18 protein-coding genes are annotated in these 19978 nt (G+C 41.6%); 16 read left to right on the top strand and 2 right to left on the bottom strand.

Annotated features, from left to right (window positions below; all coding sequences use genetic code 11):
* Positions 1 to 81: 81 nt before the first annotated feature.
* Both G498_RS0111940 and ctlX read left to right on the top strand, forming a co-directional pair.
* Positions 82 to 1035, top strand: a complete 954-nt coding sequence (locus G498_RS0111940) for an arginase (RefSeq protein ID WP_026981359.1) — start codon at positions 82 to 84, stop codon at positions 1033 to 1035.
* Positions 1036 to 1039: 4 nt separating this feature from the next.
* Positions 1040 to 1987 carry a citrulline utilization hydrolase CtlX gene (gene ctlX, locus G498_RS0111935; RefSeq protein WP_026981358.1) on the top strand — a complete coding sequence of 316 codons (948 nt, stop codon included), beginning with the start codon at positions 1040 to 1042 and terminating at the stop codon, positions 1985 to 1987.
* 43 nt (positions 1988 to 2030) lie between these two features.
* On the opposite strand, the gene G498_RS0111930 is transcribed toward ctlX, so the two are convergent.
* Positions 2031 to 2654, bottom strand: coding sequence for a MarC family NAAT transporter (locus G498_RS0111930; RefSeq protein WP_026981357.1), 624 nt, complete (start codon positions 2652 to 2654; stop codon positions 2031 to 2033).
* 142 nt (positions 2655 to 2796) lie between these two features.
* Here G498_RS0111930 and G498_RS0111925 point away from each other — a divergent pair, with 142 nt between their 5' ends.
* Positions 2797 to 3153 carry a CoA-binding protein gene (locus tag G498_RS0111925; RefSeq protein WP_026981356.1) on the top strand — a complete coding sequence of 119 codons (357 nt, stop codon included), beginning with the start codon at positions 2797 to 2799 and terminating at the stop codon, positions 3151 to 3153.
* Here G498_RS0111925 and G498_RS0111920 read toward each other — a convergent pair.
* Positions 3150 to 4646, bottom strand: coding sequence for a sodium:solute symporter (locus tag G498_RS0111920; protein WP_026981355.1), 1497 nt, complete (start codon positions 4644 to 4646; stop codon positions 3150 to 3152). The two genes, G498_RS0111925 and G498_RS0111920, sit on opposite strands and share 4 nt — an antisense overlap.
* An 84-nt stretch (positions 4647 to 4730) precedes the next feature.
* Here G498_RS0111920 and recR point away from each other — a divergent pair, with 84 nt between their 5' ends.
* From recR to G498_RS0111855, 13 genes are all read left to right on the top strand, one after another.
* Positions 4731 to 5348 (top strand): recombination mediator RecR, encoded by a 618-nt coding sequence (gene recR / locus G498_RS0111915; RefSeq protein WP_026981354.1) that lies wholly within the window; start codon positions 4731 to 4733, stop codon positions 5346 to 5348.
* 86 nt (positions 5349 to 5434) lie between these two features.
* A complete protein-coding gene (locus G498_RS0111910) occupies positions 5435 to 6229 on the top strand; it encodes a polysaccharide biosynthesis/export family protein (protein WP_026981353.1) in 795 nt (264 codons plus the stop codon).
* Positions 6230 to 6237: 8 nt separating this feature from the next.
* A complete protein-coding gene (locus G498_RS0111905; RefSeq protein ID WP_026981352.1) occupies positions 6238 to 8700 on the top strand; it encodes an exopolysaccharide transport family protein in 2463 nt (820 codons plus the stop codon).
* 74 nt (positions 8701 to 8774) lie between these two features.
* Positions 8775 to 9755: an SDR family oxidoreductase gene (locus tag G498_RS0111900; protein ID WP_026981351.1), complete on the top strand. Its 981-nt coding sequence runs from the start codon at positions 8775 to 8777 to the stop codon at positions 9753 to 9755.
* 1 nt (position 9756) lies between these two features.
* On the top strand, positions 9757 to 11148 hold the full coding sequence (locus tag G498_RS0111895) for a UDP-glucose 6-dehydrogenase (protein ID WP_026981350.1): 1392 nt from the start codon (positions 9757 to 9759) through the stop codon (positions 11146 to 11148).
* A gap of 15 nt (positions 11149 to 11163) precedes the next feature.
* Positions 11164 to 12441: a nucleotide sugar dehydrogenase gene (locus tag G498_RS0111890; protein WP_026981349.1), complete on the top strand. Its 1278-nt coding sequence runs from the start codon at positions 11164 to 11166 to the stop codon at positions 12439 to 12441.
* Between the two features lie 19 nt (positions 12442 to 12460).
* Positions 12461 to 13903: a lipopolysaccharide biosynthesis protein gene (locus G498_RS0111885; protein ID WP_026981348.1), complete on the top strand. Its 1443-nt coding sequence runs from the start codon at positions 12461 to 12463 to the stop codon at positions 13901 to 13903.
* A complete protein-coding gene (locus G498_RS0111880; RefSeq protein ID WP_026981347.1) occupies positions 13900 to 14973 on the top strand; it encodes a DegT/DnrJ/EryC1/StrS family aminotransferase in 1074 nt (357 codons plus the stop codon). The genes G498_RS0111885 and G498_RS0111880 overlap by 4 nt, the downstream gene beginning before the upstream one ends.
* Positions 14970 to 15617 (top strand): acetyltransferase, encoded by a 648-nt coding sequence (locus G498_RS0111875; protein ID WP_026981346.1) that lies wholly within the window; start codon positions 14970 to 14972, stop codon positions 15615 to 15617. The genes G498_RS0111880 and G498_RS0111875 overlap by 4 nt, the downstream gene beginning before the upstream one ends.
* Positions 15614 to 16741: a TDP-N-acetylfucosamine:lipid II N-acetylfucosaminyltransferase gene (locus G498_RS0111870; protein WP_026981345.1), complete on the top strand. Its 1128-nt coding sequence runs from the start codon at positions 15614 to 15616 to the stop codon at positions 16739 to 16741. The genes G498_RS0111875 and G498_RS0111870 overlap by 4 nt, the downstream gene beginning before the upstream one ends.
* Positions 16738 to 17859, top strand: coding sequence for a glycosyltransferase (locus G498_RS0111865; protein ID WP_026981344.1), 1122 nt, complete (start codon positions 16738 to 16740; stop codon positions 17857 to 17859). Before G498_RS0111870 ends, G498_RS0111865 begins: the two co-directional genes overlap by 4 nt.
* A gap of 25 nt (positions 17860 to 17884) precedes the next feature.
* The gene (locus G498_RS0111860; protein WP_131387686.1) at positions 17885 to 18919 is read left to right on the top strand and encodes an ATP-grasp domain-containing protein; all 1035 of its coding nucleotides are present in this window, start codon (positions 17885 to 17887) and stop codon (positions 18917 to 18919) included.
* Positions 18916 to 19977 (top strand): glycosyltransferase, encoded by a 1062-nt coding sequence (locus G498_RS0111855; RefSeq protein ID WP_026981342.1) that lies wholly within the window; start codon positions 18916 to 18918, stop codon positions 19975 to 19977. The genes G498_RS0111860 and G498_RS0111855 overlap by 4 nt, the downstream gene beginning before the upstream one ends.
* The last annotated feature ends 1 nt before the right edge of the window (position 19978 follow it).

Genomic DNA, 19978 nt, shown 5'->3' with positions numbered 1-19978 from the left:
AGCCCAAAAATAACGATTTTGAAACAGACTGTTATTTTTCTGCTTTAGCAAACAAACCAAACCAAAAGAGTAGTTTTTACTATGAACAAAAGTATCGTTTTTTTAATCAACAAATCGGAAATTACGGCAGGAACCCGAGGTTCTTCACTGGGTCCAGACGCCATCATGACCGCAGCCCGGAAAAAAGGAAGTTTTATTTTCGGCGAGAATGCAGTGGAAAAACTCAGGAGTGTGAATGATTTACTGGACAAGCCCACGCCGTATCGCTTTGCCAAACGCATCGACGGGCTGAACAAAGTGTACGATATTTTAAATGATAAAGTATCTGCCATTCTTAATACTAATTCTTTTCCGATAATTTTGGCCGCAGATCACGGTTCAGCCGGAGGAACTATAGCCGGAATAAAATCAGCCTTTCCCGATAAACGTCTGGGCGTTGTCTGGATTGATGCCCATGCGGATATTCACACCCCTTTTACCACACCGTCCGGGAACATGCACGGAATGCCGCTTGCTACTGCTTTAAATATCGATAATACAGAATGTAAGGTAAACGAGGTGGATGAGGAAACGCTTGCCTTTTGGAACAAACTGAAACAAACCGGAAGTCCGGAGGCAAAAGTAAGACCCGAAGATCTGGTGTACATCGCAGTACGTGATACGGAAGAACAGGAAGATGCCGTGATGAATCGACTGGGGATTAAAAACTACGAAGTAGCCGATGTCCGGAACAGAGGAGTAGCTGCTGTAATGGCTGAAATCGATCAGCAATTAAAAGCCTGCGACCTGATTTATGTTTCTTTCGATGTAGATTCCATGGATCCGGAACTGACTTCACACGGAACCGGAACGCCGGTTGAAAACGGACTCACACCGGAAGAAGCAAAAGCCATACTGCTGCATTTGGCCAAAAACGAAAAAACGGTTTGCATGGAAATTGTGGAAGTAAATCCGTGTCTGGACGAAAAGGTAAATGTCATGGCGGAAGTGACGCTGGATATTATCGAAGAAATAACACAACAATTGAAAAGCTAATTGTATGCAGCAAACGACTAACACCCTCTTAATGATTCGCCCGATTGCCTTTCGTCGTAACGAGCAAACCGCAGCCAATAATTATTATCAAAAAGCAGAAAACGGTCTGTTGCCGGCGGCCATAAATGCCAAAGCCCAAAACGAATTCGATCATCTGGTGCTTAAACTGGAAGAAGCCGGAGTCAACGTGATTGTGTTAGACGACACACTTTCTCCGGAAACCCCGGACAGTATTTTTCCCAACAACTGGATTTCCTTTCACGAAAGTGCCGATGTAACCATTTATCCGATGTTTGCGGAAAACCGACGTTGGGAGCGACGTGAAGATGTATTGGATCTTTTGGAAGAAAACGGCTTTTATATCGAGCAGTTGGTAGATTATTCCGCGGCGGAGAACGACGAAGTATACCTGGAAGGAACCGGAAGTCTGGTGTTAGACCGTGAAAACGGTAAAGCCTACTGCTGTATTTCGCCAAGATCCGATGAGGAATTAATGATCGAATTCTGTGAAGATTTTGAAATGGATCCGGTTATTTTTGACGCGTTTCAAACGGTTGATGGGGAACGCAAAGCGATTTACCACACTAACGTGATGATGTCGGTAGGCGAAAAATTTGCGGTAATTTGTGCTGATGCCATCGACGATTCCAAAGAGCGTAAAATGGTTTTGGATTGTCTTCGTTCGGATGGGAAAGAAATTATTCTGATTACGGAAGAACAGGTAAACGGTTTCGCCGGCAATATCCTGCAGGTTAAAGGAGCCGACGGAAAAAGATACATCGTGATGAGCGAAACCGCAAAAAACACTTTTACACCGGCCCAGCTCAAAGTTCTGGAAAAACACGGTGAAATTATCAGTTCCGATTTAACCACCATTGAAACCTACGGAGGCGGAAGCGCCCGCTGCATGATGGCGGAAGTTTTTCTGCCGCTTCAGGAAGATGAAGAATAAACAGAAGAATAAAAAATGCCTCATTTTTTGAGGCGTTTTTGTTTTATATCCCTTTGAAAATATTGACTACGGCATTACTGATATACTGCACTCCAATGGCAATCACAAAGAAACCGATAATTCTGGAAATGGCTACAATCCCGGATGCTCCCAAAAGTCTTGAAAGATAATGACCGCTTCTTAAAATGATAAAAATAGCCATGGCTACCGCCAATATGGAAAGGCAGATAATGGTTTTATCAGATAATTCAGGATAGTCCTGATAGAAAGCAATCAATAATGAAATAGCGCCCGGGCCGGCAAGAATAGGCATGGCTAACGGTGTTAAGGCAATATCATTTCGCGTTTGAGCATCTGTCGTAACCTTTTTGTTTACGCCTCTTTTTTTGCTGAACTGTCCGCTCAGCAAGGCAAACCCGGAACTGGCAATCACCAGTCCGCCGGCAATCCGAAGCGCGTCGATGCTGATGCCGAAGAAATTAATGACGTATTCGCCTACGAAAAAGGAAATAATCAAAATGATAAAAACATTGATGGCCGTCCACAGCGAGGTCCGGAAGCGTTCGGCTTTCGAATCGTGTTCTGTTAAACCCACATAAATCGGAATAGCTCCCAAAGGGTTCAGTACTGAAAATAAGGCAGCAAAAATGTAAACGAATAATTCCATGGTTTTTTACGGCAAAATTAAAATGAATAAAGGCGATTAAGGTAAACGAAATTTTAAGGAACGATTATCTTATCAGTTTTTCAGGTTGGACTAAAATAGGAAAAAATGGATAAAAACAGTAACTTTAGTGAAAATTATTCTGATGAAAACATTAGTAATCGGTGCGTCGGCAAATCCGGAGCGTTATGCTTTTCTGGCGGTAAACAGTTTGCTGAAACACAACCACGAAGTAGTGGCCATCGGAGCCCATTCTGACAGCATTCAAAACGTAAAAATCGAAACCGAAAAGCTTCCGTTTGAGGCGGTGCATACGGTTTCCTTATACCTCAATCCGCAGCGGCAACCGGAATATTATGAGTATGTGATCGGGTTAAAACCGCAACGCGTCATCTTCAATCCCGGAACCGAAAACCCTGAGTTTTTCAATCTTTTGGAAAAGGCGAATATTCCGTATGAGGCAGCTTGTACATTAGTGTTGCTTAGTACCAATCAGTTCTAAAAACGGGTTTGTCCAGTTGCCGGTTTGCTGATTAGAAACAATCCCAACAGCGTGATCAATCCGTTTACGATAATCAGTTCGAATGAAAAAACATAACCGCCAAACCAGTCTTTGGAATTGGAATTGATGAAATACGTAATTAAAGGCGATGTCACACAGATAAAAGGAACCAGTTTATCGTTTACCGTTTTGGATTTAACGAACAATCCGAATCCGTACAGGCCTAAAAGCGGTCCGTAAGTGTATCCGGCCACGGTGAAAATCATCGTTACTACCGATTTGTCATTCAGCGAGTTGAAAACCAAAATCACCAGAAACATCAAAAAAGAAAAGGTAAGGTGCACCAAATGTCTGGTTCGTACCGTTTTCATGTTGTTGGTATTTTCGGCTTTGTCCATTCCCAGAAAATCTACGCAGAAGGAAGTGGTTAAGGCGGTTAGCGCGCTGTCGGTGGTGGCGAAAGTGGCAGCGGTCAGGCCTAAAAGGAAAATCACGGCCGGTACGATGCTCAAATGTCTGAAAGCAATTTCCGGGAAAAGATAGTCTGTACGGGCAACACCGTCCACCATCGGAATGGCGATACCGTTTTTCTCGGCATACATGTACAACAAGGCGCCCACACTCAAAAAGAAGATGTTAATCAGTACAAAAATTCCGGTAAACGTGAACATGTTTTTCTGGGCTTCGCCGATGTTTTTGCAGCTCAGGTTTTTCTGCATCAGGTCCTGATCTAAGCCCACCATGGCAATGGTAACGAAGATTCCGCCTAAAATCTGTTTGATTACATAATTGCCTTTCAGGTAATCTTCGTAAAAGAAAATCTTGGAATACTGACTGTTTTTAACGGCTTCAAAGGCTTCCAATGCTCCGAAATCCAAACTGCTGCACACGAAAATTATCGTCAGGAATACGGAAGAAACCAGGAAAAAAGTCTGTAATGTATCGGTAATAATAATCGTTTTTAAACCGCCGCGATAGGTGTAAGCAAAAATCAAACCCAGCGAAATCAGAACGGTAGCGGCAAAAGGAACGTTAAAATCGTCAAAAACATAGCGTTGTAAAACAATCACCACCAGATACAAACGGAAAGCCGAGCCAATGGTTCTGCTAATCAGAAAGATAATCGCTGAAGTTTTATAGCTAATCGTTCCAAGACGCTGTTCGATATACCCGTAAATGGAAGTAAGGTTCATGCGGTAATACAGTGGAAGAAGCACTTTAGCGATAATGATGAACCCGATCGCATTCCCGAGAATAAACTGAAAATACTTGAACTGTAAATCAGGATTGCCCACTTCACCCGGTACGGAAATAAAGGTAACGCCCGAAAGCGCGGTTCCGATCATCCCGAATGCCACCAAATACCATTTTGAGTTTTTGTTGGCTTTGAAAAAAGTATCGTTACTGTAATCTTTCTTGCTTACCAGATTGGAAATCAGGATAAGAAGCCCGAAATAAATAATGATAATGGAGAGTATGGTTGCCGATGTCATGCGATGTGTTTTAGGTTGCCAATTTACACAAATAATCTTCAAATTTTCAAATCGGATGAATTTCAAAATAACTACTTTTGTCTCATGGAATTTTCATCGAAACTTTTAGAGAAAGCGGTTAACGAAATGGCGCAACTGCCGGGGATTGGTAAACGAACCGCCCTGCGTCTGGTGCTGCATCTGCTCAAACAGCCGAAAGAGCAGTCGGAACAGTTGGCAGCAGCCTTGCTTACAATGCGCCATGAGATAAAATTCTGCAAAAGCTGTCACAATATTTCGGATACCGATGTTTGTGAGATTTGTGCGAATCCGTCCCGCGACACCTCGGTTATTTGTGTGGTCGAAGACATTCGCGACGTCATGGCACTGGAAAACACCGGGATTTTTAAAGGGTTGTACCATGTGCTGGGCGGTAAAATTTCGCCGATAGACGGCATAGGACCGAATCAGCTGAACATTGTCTCTTTAGTCGACAAAGTAAAATCCGGAACCGTAAAAGAAGTGATTTTTGCCCTGAGTTCTACCATGGAAGGCGATACGACGAATTTTTACATCTACAAACAGATAAAGGATTATAACGTGATGACTTCTGCAATTGCCCGCGGAATTGCCATCGGAGACGAACTGGAATATGCCGATGAGGTTACTTTAGGGCGAAGTCTGATGCAGCGTATTCCTTTTGAAAATTCCCTTAATAAATAGGTAAAAGTTACTTTTTGGTTTATTATTGCTGAAAAGTTTAATAATTTCAATTGAAAAACTATATTTGTTTTTTTAAAAAAATAAGAATGAGAAAAGTTATTTTTCTTTTAATGCTGATTGTGGGGATTACTAGCGTTTCCTGTATTCCGAATAAAGAGTTGATTTACCTTCAAAATAAGAATAACGATTCTACTTTAGTAACAATTCAGTCTGTAGCCTCGAAGCCTTACCGGGTACAGGTAAACGACATCCTGTCGGTTAAAGTGAAGGCTTTGGATCAGAAGCTGGTGGATATGTTTAACCCATCTGAAGTGCAGGGGACCCAGATGCAGTCTGAGCAGGGAATCTATTTTAATGGTTTTACGGTTGATGATCATGGAAATATCCGGATTCCGGTTTTGGAAGAAGTAAACGTTTTAGGTTTTACCACCGAAGAAATCCGGGCCAAAATTGAAAAAAGACTTTTGGAGGAATACTTCAGAAAAGAAGCGAATATTTTCGTGACGGTAAAATTATCGGGATTGCGTTATACGGTTAACGGGGAAGTGAATTCTCCCGGAACTAAAATGCTGTATCAGGACAGAGCCACCGTTATGGATGCCGTTGCCAATTCAGGGGATATTACCATGACCGGTAACCGTAAGGAAGTAATGATTATCCGTCAGTATCCGCACGGTTCCGAAATTCATACGCTGGATTTAACCGATGTTAAAGCCATGCAGTCTCCGTATTATTACCTGCAGCCGAACGATTACATTTATGTAAAACCGTTAAAGCAGAAGTCCTGGGGAACAGGAACAACAGGAACGCAGTCGGTGGCCACGATCATAACCGCATTATCATTGGTTACCACTACTTTTTTACTACTTAGAAACCTATAGAATAAGAGATGCTTGATACCAAAGACTTTTCATTTTTTGAAAATCAAAACAGTTTTGATTTTAAAGGTTTTCTGATAAAAATTGCAAGTTATTGGAAATGGTTTGTCGTTAGTTTGATTATTACTTTTTTCATCGCCTATCAGGTGAATATCCGTAAGGAAAAAATTTACGGGATGGAAGCTTCCATAGTGGTGAAAGATGAAAATAATCCGTTCTTTACCTCCAATACCAGTCTGGTTTTCAATTGGGGCGGTACTTCCGATAAAGTACAGACCATTATGAATATGCTGAAGTCGAGAACCCATAACGAATATGTGGTAAAACGGCTTAATTATTATATCGAGTATTTGCGATTGGGGAAATACAATTATCAGGATGCATACGGTGAAGTTCCCTTTTATGTGAGCATAGACGAATCCAAAGGGCAACTGGCCAATATTCCGATAAAAATACACTTTCTGAGTACGACGGAATTTGAACTTTCCGTGGATACAGAAGAAACATCGGCCAAAAACTTTATTTATAAAACCAATGAAGTGGAACCGGTAAGCCTGCCTTCTAATGCAGTAAAAAAACGCTATCGCATTGGCGACCAGATTAATTTGCCTTATTTTAACGGAACCATACTGTTAAACCCGAAAGGAGGTAAAAACTTTGAAGAAGATTTTTACATTCAGTTCCGAAGTTTTGATGCCACAGTATCCCATTATAAATCCATTAACGTGGATACGGATACCAAAGCACCTTCAATTATCCGAATCGGGTTACAGGGCACCAACAAAGCCCGTTTGGTCGACTATCTTAACGCCACTGTTGAGGTGCTCAGAAAACGTCAGTTAGACAGTAAGAATCAATTTGCGAACAACACCATATCGTTCATTGACAGTACTTTAATTGCGATGGAAGGCGATCTCAAGAAAACTGAAGATGAACTGAAAGATTTTCGCAAAGACAAAAATATCCTGGAGCTTGAAGCCGGAGGGATGAAATTGTCGGAAAAACTTTCAGGACTGGATTTGGAAAAGGATGCGGTCACCCGGAAAATAGCCTATTACAATTCCCTGCGCAATTACCTGGTAAACAGTACCGATTTTTCAAAGCTGCCGGCGCCAACCGTTGCCGGAATTGACGATCCGAACGTAATCGGAAACGTGTCCAAATTAATTCAGCTGTCTGCCGAACGTTCCGAAATGGCGTATGCCGTAAAGAACAAAAAGATGTTCGACGAGTTTGACAAGGAAATGGAGGCTTATAAAAAAGTACTGCTGGAAAATATTAATTCGGCCAAACAGGCTTTGCAGTATGATTTGGCTTTAATCAATCAGAAAATAGGTGCTGCGGAATCCGAAATAAAACAAATGCCGCAGGACAAGCAGGAATTGCTGAAGATTACCCGCAAGTACGATTTAAAAGACAATATTTTTAATACGTTCATGCAGAAGCGAAGCGAAGCAGATATCGTGAAAGCCGCTAACGTTTCGGATATCGCTTTTATTGATACAGCCAAGGACGTTGGCGGAGGATTGTTAGGTCCTAAAACCAGCGTAAACTATATTTTGGCCATCCTTTTCGGGATTTTTATTCCGTTGTTGGTTGTCTTTACCATTACCTTGCTGGATAATACCATTCACAATTCCGATGATATTGAAAAATTAACCAAAATTCCGATTATCGGGGTTGTCGGAAAGAAAAATACGGATAACAACCTGTCGGTGTTTGAGAAACAAAAGTCGCCATTGGCAGAATCTTTCAGGGCTATCCGTTCTTCGCTTCAGTATATGTATAAAAAGCAGAAAGTGGACGGTACAAAAATCCTGATGCTTACCTCTTCCGTGGGTGGTGAAGGTAAAACCTTCTGTTCCATCAATATGGCAACCGTTTTTGCTTTGAGTGAAAAGAAAACCATTATTGTAGGACTCGATTTGCGCAAACCGAGAATTTTTGGCGATTTCAACATTGAAAACAATATCGGAGCGGTAAATTATCTTATTGGTCAGAAGACACTTAATGAAGTAATTCAGGCAACACATATTCCTTATCTGGATGTAATCACTTCCGGGCCTATACCGCCAAATCCTTCGGAACTTATTTTAGGGGAAAGTATGAAGGAAATGATTGAAGAACTGAAAGCACAGTATGATTTTATCGTTCTGGATACGCCACCGGTAGGTTTAGTGGCTGATGCCCTTGAACTGGCGGAATATTGTGATGCAATTTTATATGTGACCCGACAGAACTTTACCAAAAAAGGTATGCTCTCCATAGTGAATGAAAAACACAAACGAGGCGAGCTTCATAATATCAGTATTGTATTGAACGGTTTTGAGAACAGAGCCAAATACGGTTATGGTTACGGTTATGGTTATGGTTATGGCTACGGTTATGGTGCCTACGGAAACGGTTATCTTGAAGAAGAAAAACCTAAAACACGTCTGGATAAATTAAAATCAAAATTCGGTAAGGGGAAATAATGGCTTTTGTTTCTGTGTTATAATGGCCTGCTGTTTTTGAAAATTAAATTATCTTTGCACCCAAATTAATAAAGATGTCTCAGAACAATTTTACAATTCTTATTACGGGCGGGGCCGGGTTTATCGGTTCGAATTTGTGCGAGTATTTTCTTCAAAAAGGACATCGCGTAATCTGTCTGGATAATTTTTCAACGGGTTTCCGGCATAATATTGAGCATCTTTTTGGAAATCCCGATTTTAGCCTTATTGAAGGAGACATCAGAGACTATAACACTTGTCTGAAAGCGCTAGACGGAGCCGAGTATGTGCTGCATCAGGCGGCGTTGGGTTCGGTGCCCCGTTCCATCAATGACCCGATTACGTCTAACGAGGTAAATGTGTCGGGTTTTCTGAACATGCTTCATGCCAGTAAAGCGGCAGGAATCAAAAGATTTGTATATGCGGCGAGTTCGTCTACCTACGGCGATTCGGAAAGTCTGCCAAAAGTGGAACACATCATAGGGAAACCACTTTCTCCTTATGCCGTAACAAAATATGTAAACGAGCTGTATGCCGATGTTTTCAGTAAAACCTATGGAATCGAAACCATCGGGCTGCGCTATTTTAATGTATTTGGCAGAAAACAAAACCCTAATGGAGCCTACGCTGCCGTAATTCCGAAGTTTGTGATGCAACTGATGCAGCATGAAAGTCCGGTAATTAACGGAGACGGAAACTATTCAAGAGACTTTACCTATATTGACAACGTCATTCAGATGAATGAATTGGCTTTGATGACTCAGAATCCCAAAGCAGTCAACACCGTTTACAATACGGCTTTTGGCGACCGGACTACTTTGAATGAATTAGTTCAGTATCTAAAAGAATACCTTTCAGAGTTCGATTCTGAAATTAAAAATATTAATATCATTCACGGGCCAAACCGGATGGGAGATATTCCGCATTCTCTGGCCAGCGTGGATAAAGCGAAAGAATTATTACATTACAATCCGCAGTTTTCCATTTCACAGGGGTTAAAAGAAGCCGTGAAATGGTATTGGGAAAATTTAAAATAACATGGAAGTAAAAACTATTTGTTGTATCGGAGCGGGCTATGTAGGAGGACCGACTATGGCAGTGATTGCGGAGAAATGTCCGCACATTAAAGTAACCGTAGTCGATTTGAACGAGAAACGAATCGCGGCCTGGAACGATGAAAATCTGGACAATATTCCGGTTTACGAACCCGGATTGGCAGCCGTTGTGGGAGCGGCCCGAGGCAGAAACCTTTTCTTTTCCACGGAAGTAGATAAGGCTATCGATGAAGCCGATATGATTTTTATTTCCGTAAATACCCCAACCAAAACTTACGGAGTCGGAAAAGGGATGGCAGCTGATTTGAAGTATATCGAATTGTGTGCCCGTCAGATTGCCCGTGTAGCCAAGACTGATAAAATTGTGGTGGAAAAATCAACTTTACCGGTTCGTACGGCCAGTGCCATTAAAGATATTTTAGATCATACCGGAAACGGCGTGAATTTTCAGATTCTATCCAATCCGGAATTTTTGGCAGAAGGGACGGCGGTTGCCGATTTACACAATCCGGATCGGGTATTGATCGGAGGCGACACAACGCCGGAAGGACAAAAAGCGATTCAGGCTTTGGCGGACATCTATGCAAACTGGGTGTCGAAAGACCGCATCCTTACCACCAACGTATGGTCGTCCGAATTGTCAAAATTAACGGCTAATGCCTTTTTGGCCCAACGCGTTTCTTCCATCAATGCCATGTCGGAATTGTGTGAAAAGACCGGTGCCGATGTAAACGAAGTAGCCAAAGCTATCGGAATGGACAGTCGAATCGGACCTAAATTCCTGAAATCATCCGTTGGATTCGGAGGCTCCTGTTTTCAGAAAGACATTCTGAATTTAGTGTACATCGCCAAGTCTTACGGATTGAACGAAGTAGCCGATTACTGGGAGCAGGTAATCATTATGAACGACCATCAGAAGCGCCGTTTTGCCAAAAATATCATCAGTACCTTATACAATACGGTGTCGGGAAAAAAGATTACTTTTTTGGGCTGGGCGTTTAAAAAAGATACCAACGACACCCGGGAATCAGCCGCGATTTATGTGGCAGACGATCTGTTAAGCGAGCAGGCACATATTGCCGTTTACGATCCGAAAGTGGAGGAAGAACAGGTGTACGCCGATTTGAATTATCTGGAAACCCGTTCGGAGCAGGAGAATAAAAGCGGCGTTGCGGTACATACGAATCCGTATGAAGCCTGTAAAGATTCTCACGCTATTGCCGTACTGACGGAATGGGATGAATTTAAAACATACGACTGGCAAAAAATTTACGACAGTATGTTAAAACCGGCTTTCGTCTTCGACGGCAGAAATTTATTGGATAAAAATCAACTTGAAAAAATAGGATTCGTTTACCAGTCGATTGGCTCTTAAACGGACAGAAAGAATATGAGCATTAAAATTGCAGTTATCGGATTAGGCTATGTGGGATTGCCATTGGCACGTTTGTTTGCCACAAAATATCCTGTTATAGGTTTTGATATCAATCAGAGCAGAATTTCAGAATTAAACAGCGGAACCGATTCTACTTTGGAAGTGGAAGATGAGGTGTTGCAGGCTGTTTTAGTAAATCAGCCATCAGATGCAAACGGGCTTTATTGTTCCAATGTGCTTTCCGATATTGCCAACTGCAACTATTTTATAGTTACCGTACCCACACCGGTAGATAAAAACAACCGTCCCGATTTAACACCGCTTTACAAGGCCAGTGAAACGGTCGGTAAGGTTTTGAAAAAAGGCGATATTGTTATTTACGAATCGACTGTATATCCCGGCGTTACAGAAGAAGAATGTATTCCGGTTCTGGAAAAAATCTCCGGTCTGAAGTTTAACGCGGATTTCTTTGCCGGCTATTCCCCTGAGAGAATTAATCCGGGAGACAAAGAACACACTGTTGAGAAAATCTTAAAAGTTACCTCCGGTTCCACGCCTGAAATCGGGCAAAAAGTAGATGCTTTATACAAAAGTGTCATCACTGCCGGAACGCATTTGGCACCTACCATTAAAGTGGCCGAAGCCGCCAAAGTCATTGAAAATTCACAGCGCGATATCAACATTGCTTTTGTGAACGAACTAGCGAAAATCTTTAATATTTTAGATATTGATACACACGCTGTTTTAGCGGCAGCGGGTACCAAATGGAACTTTTTGCCGTTTAAACCGGGCTTGGTAGGCGGGCACTGTATTGGTGTTGACCCTTACTATTTGGCGCAGAAAGCACAGGAACACGGCTACCATCCGGAAATTATTCTGGCAGGCCGTCGTTTGAATGACAGCATGGGCGATTATGTGGCGTCTCAAGTCGTGAAAATGATGATTAAGAAAAGTATCAAAGTGAACGGTTCCAAAATTCTGATGCTGGGCATTACCTTCAAAGAAAATTGCCCGGATGTTCGCAACACCAAAGTGGTGGATGTGGTTAACGCGTTAAAAGATTACGAAACCCATGTAACCATTTACGATCCGTGGGCCAATCCTGCTGAAGTAAACCACGAATACGGCCTGACGACCACGCAAACCTTACCTAATGATAAATTTGACGCTGTTGTTTTAGGAGTGTCTCACAAAGAATTCCTTGGGTTGGATTTGTCTGCATTGCAGAAAGAAAACAGTTTGTTGTATGATGTAAAAGGAATTCTGGGCAGCCAAGCAGACGGAAAACTCTAATTGATTCAATTTTCAAACCGTGTCACTGAAAAAACAAACATTTTCGGCCCTAATCTGGACCTTTTTGGATACGGTTTTCACGAAAGGGATTACCCTTTTGGCATCAATACTATTAGCCAGAACTCTTGGCCCTGACGATTTCGGGATTATCGGGATGATTACCATTTTCATAGCGGTAGGCACAACGCTTGCAGACAGCGGTCTGGCTTCGTCGTTAATCCGTTCGTTGGAGGCAGACGATAAAGATTATTCCACGGTGTTTATAACCAATGTAGGAATCAGTCTTGTTATTTACCTGATTCTGTTTTCTACAGCACCGTTCATTGCAGGTTTTTATAATCAGGAGGTTCTTACGGATGTGGTCAGGGTTTACGGACTGAGTTTTGTTATTTCGGCTTTATCGGCGGTGCAGTTGGCAATTCATACCAGAAATATGCAGTTTAAAAAACTCATGCGGTACAACCTGCCGGCCAATCTGATTGGTGTGGTAACCGGTATTGCAATGGCTTATAGCGATTTTGGTGTTTGGAGTATTGTCGGGATGTACCTGACAACCCAATCGGTAAATTCAGCTTTGCTTTGGTTTTTTTCCGATTGGAAACCAAGTTGGTATTTCTCTGCAGAAAAACTCAAAAAACACTTTGATTTTGGCAACAAACTGATGCTTTCGGGTATTCTGAACGCGGTTTTTGACAATATTTACAGTGTTTTGATCGGAAAATATTTTTCGGTACGACAATTGGGGTTTTACGATCGGGCGAAAGTGTTTAACAATTATCCGGTTACGATTTTAACGACGATTATCTCCAAAGTAACCTATCCTTTGTTGTCGAACATTCAGGAAGAAAAAGAACGCATTTCCCGAACCTATAAACAAATTTTGCAGTTTACTTTTTTTGTTACCGCTCCGCTGATGATAGGTTTGGCTGCAGCAGCAGAGCCTTTGGTGGAATTGTTGTTGGGCAAAGAATGGCTTACGTCGGCCTTTTTCTTTAAAGTGTTGTGTTTTTCAAGTATGCTGTACCCGATTCACGCCTTCAACATCAATGTCCTGAAAGTTTATGGCAGAAGCGATTTGTTCCTGAAACTCGAAATCTTAAAAAAAATAATCATACTGATTGGCGTCCTTATTTCGTTTTCTTTCGGGATTTACGCCTTATTGTGGACCAGTGTGGTGACATCATTTCTGTCTTTGCTTGTCAATACCTACTACAGCAGTGATATGATTCACTATAAAACACTTCAGCAGTTAAAAGACATGTTGCCTACTTTTGTGTATGCCCTGCTTTCCGGTACGGCAGTAGCTGTAATGCTTTATCTGCTATGTGATTTTTCCGTTATTTTAAAGTTATTTCTGTCGGGAATAACCGGAATTATTGTTTACTTTGTGTTGAATAAATTATTTGCAAACCCGGCCTATATCTACACCGAACAATTACTTAAAAACAGGTTTTTACGATGATTAACGTTACCAAATGCTTTCTCCCGCCTCTTGAGGAATACACTCAGCAGGTAAACCGCGCTTTTAAAAACGAATGGCTCACCAACCGTGGCGAGTTGGTTTTGGAGTTGGAGGAAAAGCTGAAAAATTATCTGAAAACCGACAACATTATCATCACCAATAACGGAACCGTACCCTTGCAGATTGCCTTAAAGCTATTGGCAAATGGCGGTGAAGTGATTACGACACCGTTCAGTTATGTGGCGACTACTGCAGCGATTGTCTGGGAAAACTGCACTCCCGTTTTTGTAGACATTCATCCGGAGTATTTAACCATCGATGAAAGTAAAATTGAAGAAGCTATAACGGATAAAACCAAAGCCATTCTCGTTACGCACGTTTTCGGAAATCCCTGTAATGTAACCGAAATTGAACGTATTGCCAAAAAACATAACCTGAACGTGATTTACGATGCCGCCCATGCTTTTGGGGTGGAATACAGCGGAAGATCCATTTTCGAGTACGGGGAGGTGAGCACCTGTAGTTTTCACGCGACCAAATTGTTCCATACCGGGGAAGGCGGAGCGATGTTTACGCAGGATGAAGAATTATTCCACAAACTGTTTTACCATCACAATTTTGGTCATAACGGCCCTTTGGCTTTTCACGGACTAGGCGTAAACGGTAAAATTTCCGAACTGCAGGCCGCTATGGGATTGTCGGTTTTGCCCTATATGAATACAATACTAAACGACCGGAAAAGAATATGCGACCATTATGATGCCCATCTCGATTTCAACCGTCTGGAAAAAATAAAAATCCGCGAAAACACGCAGTGGAATTACAGTTATTACCCTGTAATTTTTGAAAGTGAGCAGCAATTGCTTCAAGTGCAGGCAAAATTAAATGAAGCGGAAATCGCACCAAGACGTTATTTCTATCCGTCCTTGAATACCATTGAATATACCCAGGGAAAACCCATGCCGATTTCGGAAAGCATTGCCTCAAGAATTTTGTGTTTACCTTTATTCGTGGGATTGGAAACTACAGCTTTGCAAAGAATATGTTCCATCATTAATGCCGCACTATGATAATAATCGGAGCCAAAGGTTTTGCCAAAGAAGTTCTGGAAGTATTATATCAGGATCATCAAGCAGATGCTGTAGTTTTTTATGACGACGTAAACCGTGATGTGCCGGATATGCTTTACGGAAAATTTCCGGTTTTAAAATCGACTGATGCAGCTAAAGAGTATTTTGAAAAAACAGACAACAGGTTTACGATTGGCATTGGCAATCCGGTGCTTCGGAAACAGCTCTTTGATAAATTTACAGCTTTAGGAGGTGAATTGGTATCCACTATCAGTCCGTTTGCGCACATTGGACATTTCGGTACCCGGATTGGTCAGGGTTGTAACATTATGACCGGGACGGTTATTACGAATGATGTGGTAGTTTCCGAAGGTGTTCTGATAAATTTAAACTGCACGGTAGGACACGATACCACTATAGGGTGTTTCAGCGAATTATCGCCGGGAGTGAAAATATCCGGCAATTGTACCATCGGGAAGTATTGCGTTTTGGGAACCAATGCAGTAGTCCTGCCGAAAGTAACACTCGGAAATAATGTGATTGTAGGCGCCGGAGCGGTTGTAACCAAAGATGTCCCGGATAATACGCTCGTAGTAGGCGTTCCTGCCCAAAAAATTAAAGATTTACCATCGTTGGAACTATGAAGAAGATTTTACATTTGGTAAACGATGAAAAATTTATCGGTTTCGCACATGCGTCTTTTACGGAAGAACAGGCTGCGCAAAGCGATTTTTGGGTGTTGTCCGGTGCGGAATCTTTAAAGCATATTAAATTTCCCTGTCGGCTTCTTACGGTCGATCAGTTTTATACGGAAGAAACTCTGGCAATTGTAAATGCTTACGATTTAATTGTACTGCATTTTCTGGATACCAAATACGACCGTTTACTGCAAAATGCGGCATTAAAGCCAAAAATTCTGTGGATAGGCTGGGGCGGTGATTATTATTGGTTAGCCGATACACTGGCCGATTTTCACATGTACAAACCGCTTACGAGGAAATTGGTGTCTAAAATCATGGGTAATCAATTGGTGTATTTTTTTTCTAAAAAGGTTAACCGCATCCGAAGAAAGAAACGTTTAAGGCTTATCAATACAGGTATCAGTTATTTTGCTCCGGTGCTTCCGGACGATTACCAACTGATAAAAAAGAGCCATCCCGATTTCAAACCGCAGTACGTGCAATGGAATTACGGGAATCTGGAACAGCATTACATCAAAGGCTACGAAGATTTTACCGTTACCGGAAACGATATTCTTCTGGGAAACAGCGCCACGCCAACCAATAACCATCTGGATGTGTTCGAGGTTCTTGCCAAAATCCATGTGAACAATCATATAATACTGTTGCCGTTAAATTACGGCGATTTGAATTACGGGAAAATCATCCAACAGAAGGTGATGGGGCTTTTTCCGCAACAGGCGCACGTGCTTTCGGAATTTATGCCTTACGAGGAATACATGAAACTGTTGCAAAACTGCGGAAATGTTGTCATGGGTCATATTCGTCAGCAGGCTTTGGGAAATATCGTTGCGATGTTATATGTGGGAGCAAAAGTGTATTTTTACAAGGACAGTGTAACGTATGCTTTTTTCAAAAACCGCGGCTTTACGGTTTTTACCCTGGAAGCCCTTCAAAAAGATCCGGCCTTGCTCGATTTGCAGTTGGATCCTGAAACCGTTTCCTTTCACCGCAGCCAGTTAATCAGCATTTGGGGAAAACAGCAAAACAGCATGAACACCCAAAGGGTCATTGCCTTACTGTCATGAGAAAGATAAAAGTATTACATTGTCTGGAAACATTGGGCGCAGGAGGTGTCGAACGGCGAAGATTGTCCATTGTGAAACTTTTGCCAAAAGACCGCTTTGAAGTTAAAATTGTTTGTACACAATTGCAAAATCAACTTTATAAAGAGTTTGAGGATTTAGGTGTCGAAATTATCGTGGTGGGAAAGTTAAAGCATCCTTTCGATTTTTCCGTGCATCAGAAAGTGCAGAAAGTGATTGGTGATTTCCGACCGGACATTATACATGGAGCCGTTTTCGAAGGGATTTCCATGGCAGCCATCAGCGGTTTTTTAAAACGTGTTCCGCATATAATACTGGAAGAGACTTCTGATCCAATACATCGGAACTGGAAAGCGAATTTACTTTTACGGTTGTTTTCCATGGTTTCGGATAAGGTTATTGGAGTATCACAGGCAACTTGTGATTACCTTGAACATAAGGCTAAGGTTAATCCTGATAAAATCCAACTAATCAACAACGGAGTCAGAGCTCCCAGAAGAGTATCGGAAGCCGAACAGGTTGCTTTGAAAGCCTCTTTGAATATCACAAATGAAGATTTTATTGTGGGTTCTGTAGGACGAATGATCGACGACAGCAACAAACGTTTCTCCGATTTAATTAAAGCTGTATCTTTACTTGTTAAAAAAAAATATAAGGTAAAGTTGCTATTGGTTGGAGATGGAAAAGAACGTAAGAATTACGAAAAACTGGCAAACGAATTAAATATTTCGGAGCATGTAATTTTTACAAAATATCAAGAAGATGTTGCCAAGTATTATTCGGTTATGGATGTTTTTTCTTTAGTATCAGCCAATGAATCTTTCGGATTAGTGCTTGCTGAAGCCATGTATTCTAAATTGCCAGTTGTTGCGACAAGGGTTGGAGGAATGCAATATGTAGTTGATGATAAGAATACCGGCATTTTAGTTGATAAATTTGATGTTTCAAGCATAACCAATGCATTAGCGTGGTTTTATGAAAATCCTGAAAAACTAAAAGAATATGGAGAGAAAGGTTATAAAAGAGTAGTGGAAGAATTTGCCGAAGAAGTCTATGTTGGAAAGATTGAAGCTTTATACAAACAGTTAGTGAAAGAATGATTTTTAGCCTTTTGAAAGATAATTTATGCATATCGTAATCGCACCCATACACGAGACTTTTTTCTCCGGACGTATCTGGATGGGATTGGATTTGGAGCGTATCAAAAACGTTCTTGAAAACGATTTTCATCACAAAGTGCAGCTTTTGGATTTTGCTAAAATTGCGGCAAATTATGAATTGCTGCCAAGACAATGTGTTTTGTTCTACACGGCAAGTTATAATGACAATTATAACCAATTTATTAAAGATGTGGTTTTTGATATTAGCCAGTCAAGACCGGATGTTATTCTGTTACCCGATATCAACCAGCTCTATTCTTTTGAAAACAAAGGGTATCAGGAATTGTATAAAAAACGCATCGGCATTGAAAAGGTAAATGGAAATTATTACGGCGATTTCGATGATTTTCCAGTTAATAAAGCCACTTTTCCTTTTGTTTATAAAAGTCTGAAAGGCGCCATGTCGAGCGGTGTCCGGTTAATTCAAAACAAAGAAGAATTGGAGACCTTGAATAAAGAAGTTAAAAAGTTAACGTTCTTGGAACGCCTTCGTTTGTACAAAAAAGCCAAAAATAAGCACAAAGACCAGTCTCTGCAGCCGGTTAAGCAATACAGCGAAGTAAATTTCAGCAAGTTTTTCTCGAAACGCAGTCCGTTTGTGGCTCAGGAATTTGTGCCTGGTCTGGAATGTGATTATAAAGTATTGATTTTTGGCGAAAAATATTTTGTACTGAAGCGAAAAGTCCGGGATAACGACTTCAAAGCAAGCGGCAGCGGAAAATTCGAATGGACAGAGCCTTCCGAAAAAGTGCTGGACTACGCCCGGGAAGTCGTGACCAAAATGGGAGTCTGGTTTAATTCCTTAGATATCGTGGAGACAGAAGAATACTGTGCTTTAGTGGAATACCAGGGCATTGGTTTTGGCCCGCTTACTCTGATAGGTTCGCCGTACTACTTTCAGAAAAACACATCCCATTGGCATAAAGTGCTTACGCAGTCCAATCTGGAGGAAGAATATGCACAAGCCATTCATCACGGTTTAACCCTGAAAAATCCATGAAAATAGTCCGATTAGCCACGTTTCTCGATTTTGGAGGCGTAGAACGCCGATTGGAAACCCTTTCGCATATCCGAGACGAACACGATTGGGTATTTTGCGCCATAAATAAAGGAGGAACCGCCGCCGAAAATATCCAAAAGCAAGGAAAAAGAGTAGTTTGTTTCGGATTATCGTATAAAATTCCAAGTTTTGCTACCATTTACAAACTGTATCGGTTTTTTAAAAAGGAAAAACCAGAAGTGGTACATACTTCCGGTGCGGAAGCAAATTTTCACGGCGTCTTGGCGGCAAAGCTTGCGAAAGTACCGGTAATTGTTTCCGAAGAAATCGGGATTCCGTCACAAAGTAAGACCGCTAAGCGGATTTTTAAATTCATCTATAACCTTTCCGATTATGTGATTGGGAATTCAGCACCAGTGATTTCTTATCTGGAAAAAGAAAACGGGGTGAAACGGAAAAAATTGCAACAGATTCCCAACCCAATGATTTTTCAGGAGCTGGACGAAAGACCGGAACGAAAAGATGAAATTTTCAGCATTGTTTCCGTTTCGCGACTGGAGCCGGTTAAGAACATCGAATCAGTTTTACGGGTAATTGCTCAATTGCTTTCGGAACAGCATAAAATTCGGTATACGATTGTGGGTGACGGAAGTCATCGTTTTGTGTTAGAAGCCTTGGTTAAGGAACTGAATATTGAGGAATACGTAACCTTTGCCGGCTATCAAAGCAATCCGATACCTTTTTTACAGGCAGCCGATTTGTATGTGCTTACCTCCTTTACAGAAGGGTTTTCCAATTCACTGGCCGAAGCGATGTACAGCGAAACCCCGTCGCTTTCCACAAGAGTCGGTGCGGCCGAAGCAATTATTTCGGAAGGCGAAAACGGATGGCTGGTACCTCCGGGAGACGATGAGGTTTTAAAACGTACCTTAACAACAATCCTGACAACCGATCGTGAAACACGAAAAGCGATAGGCAAAAAAGGAAAACAGATGATAGCAGCAAATTATTCGCTGGCAAACCATGCCGCAATGCTGATGAAACTGTATCAGAACTAAT

The sequence above is a fragment of the Flavobacterium suncheonense GH29-5 = DSM 17707 genome, from assembly GCF_000430025.1.
Lineage (GTDB): Bacteria > Bacteroidota > Bacteroidia > Flavobacteriales > Flavobacteriaceae > Flavobacterium > Flavobacterium suncheonense.
The sequence above is the reverse complement of the archived record's forward strand: the minus strand, read 5'-3'. Positions and strand labels throughout refer to the sequence as shown.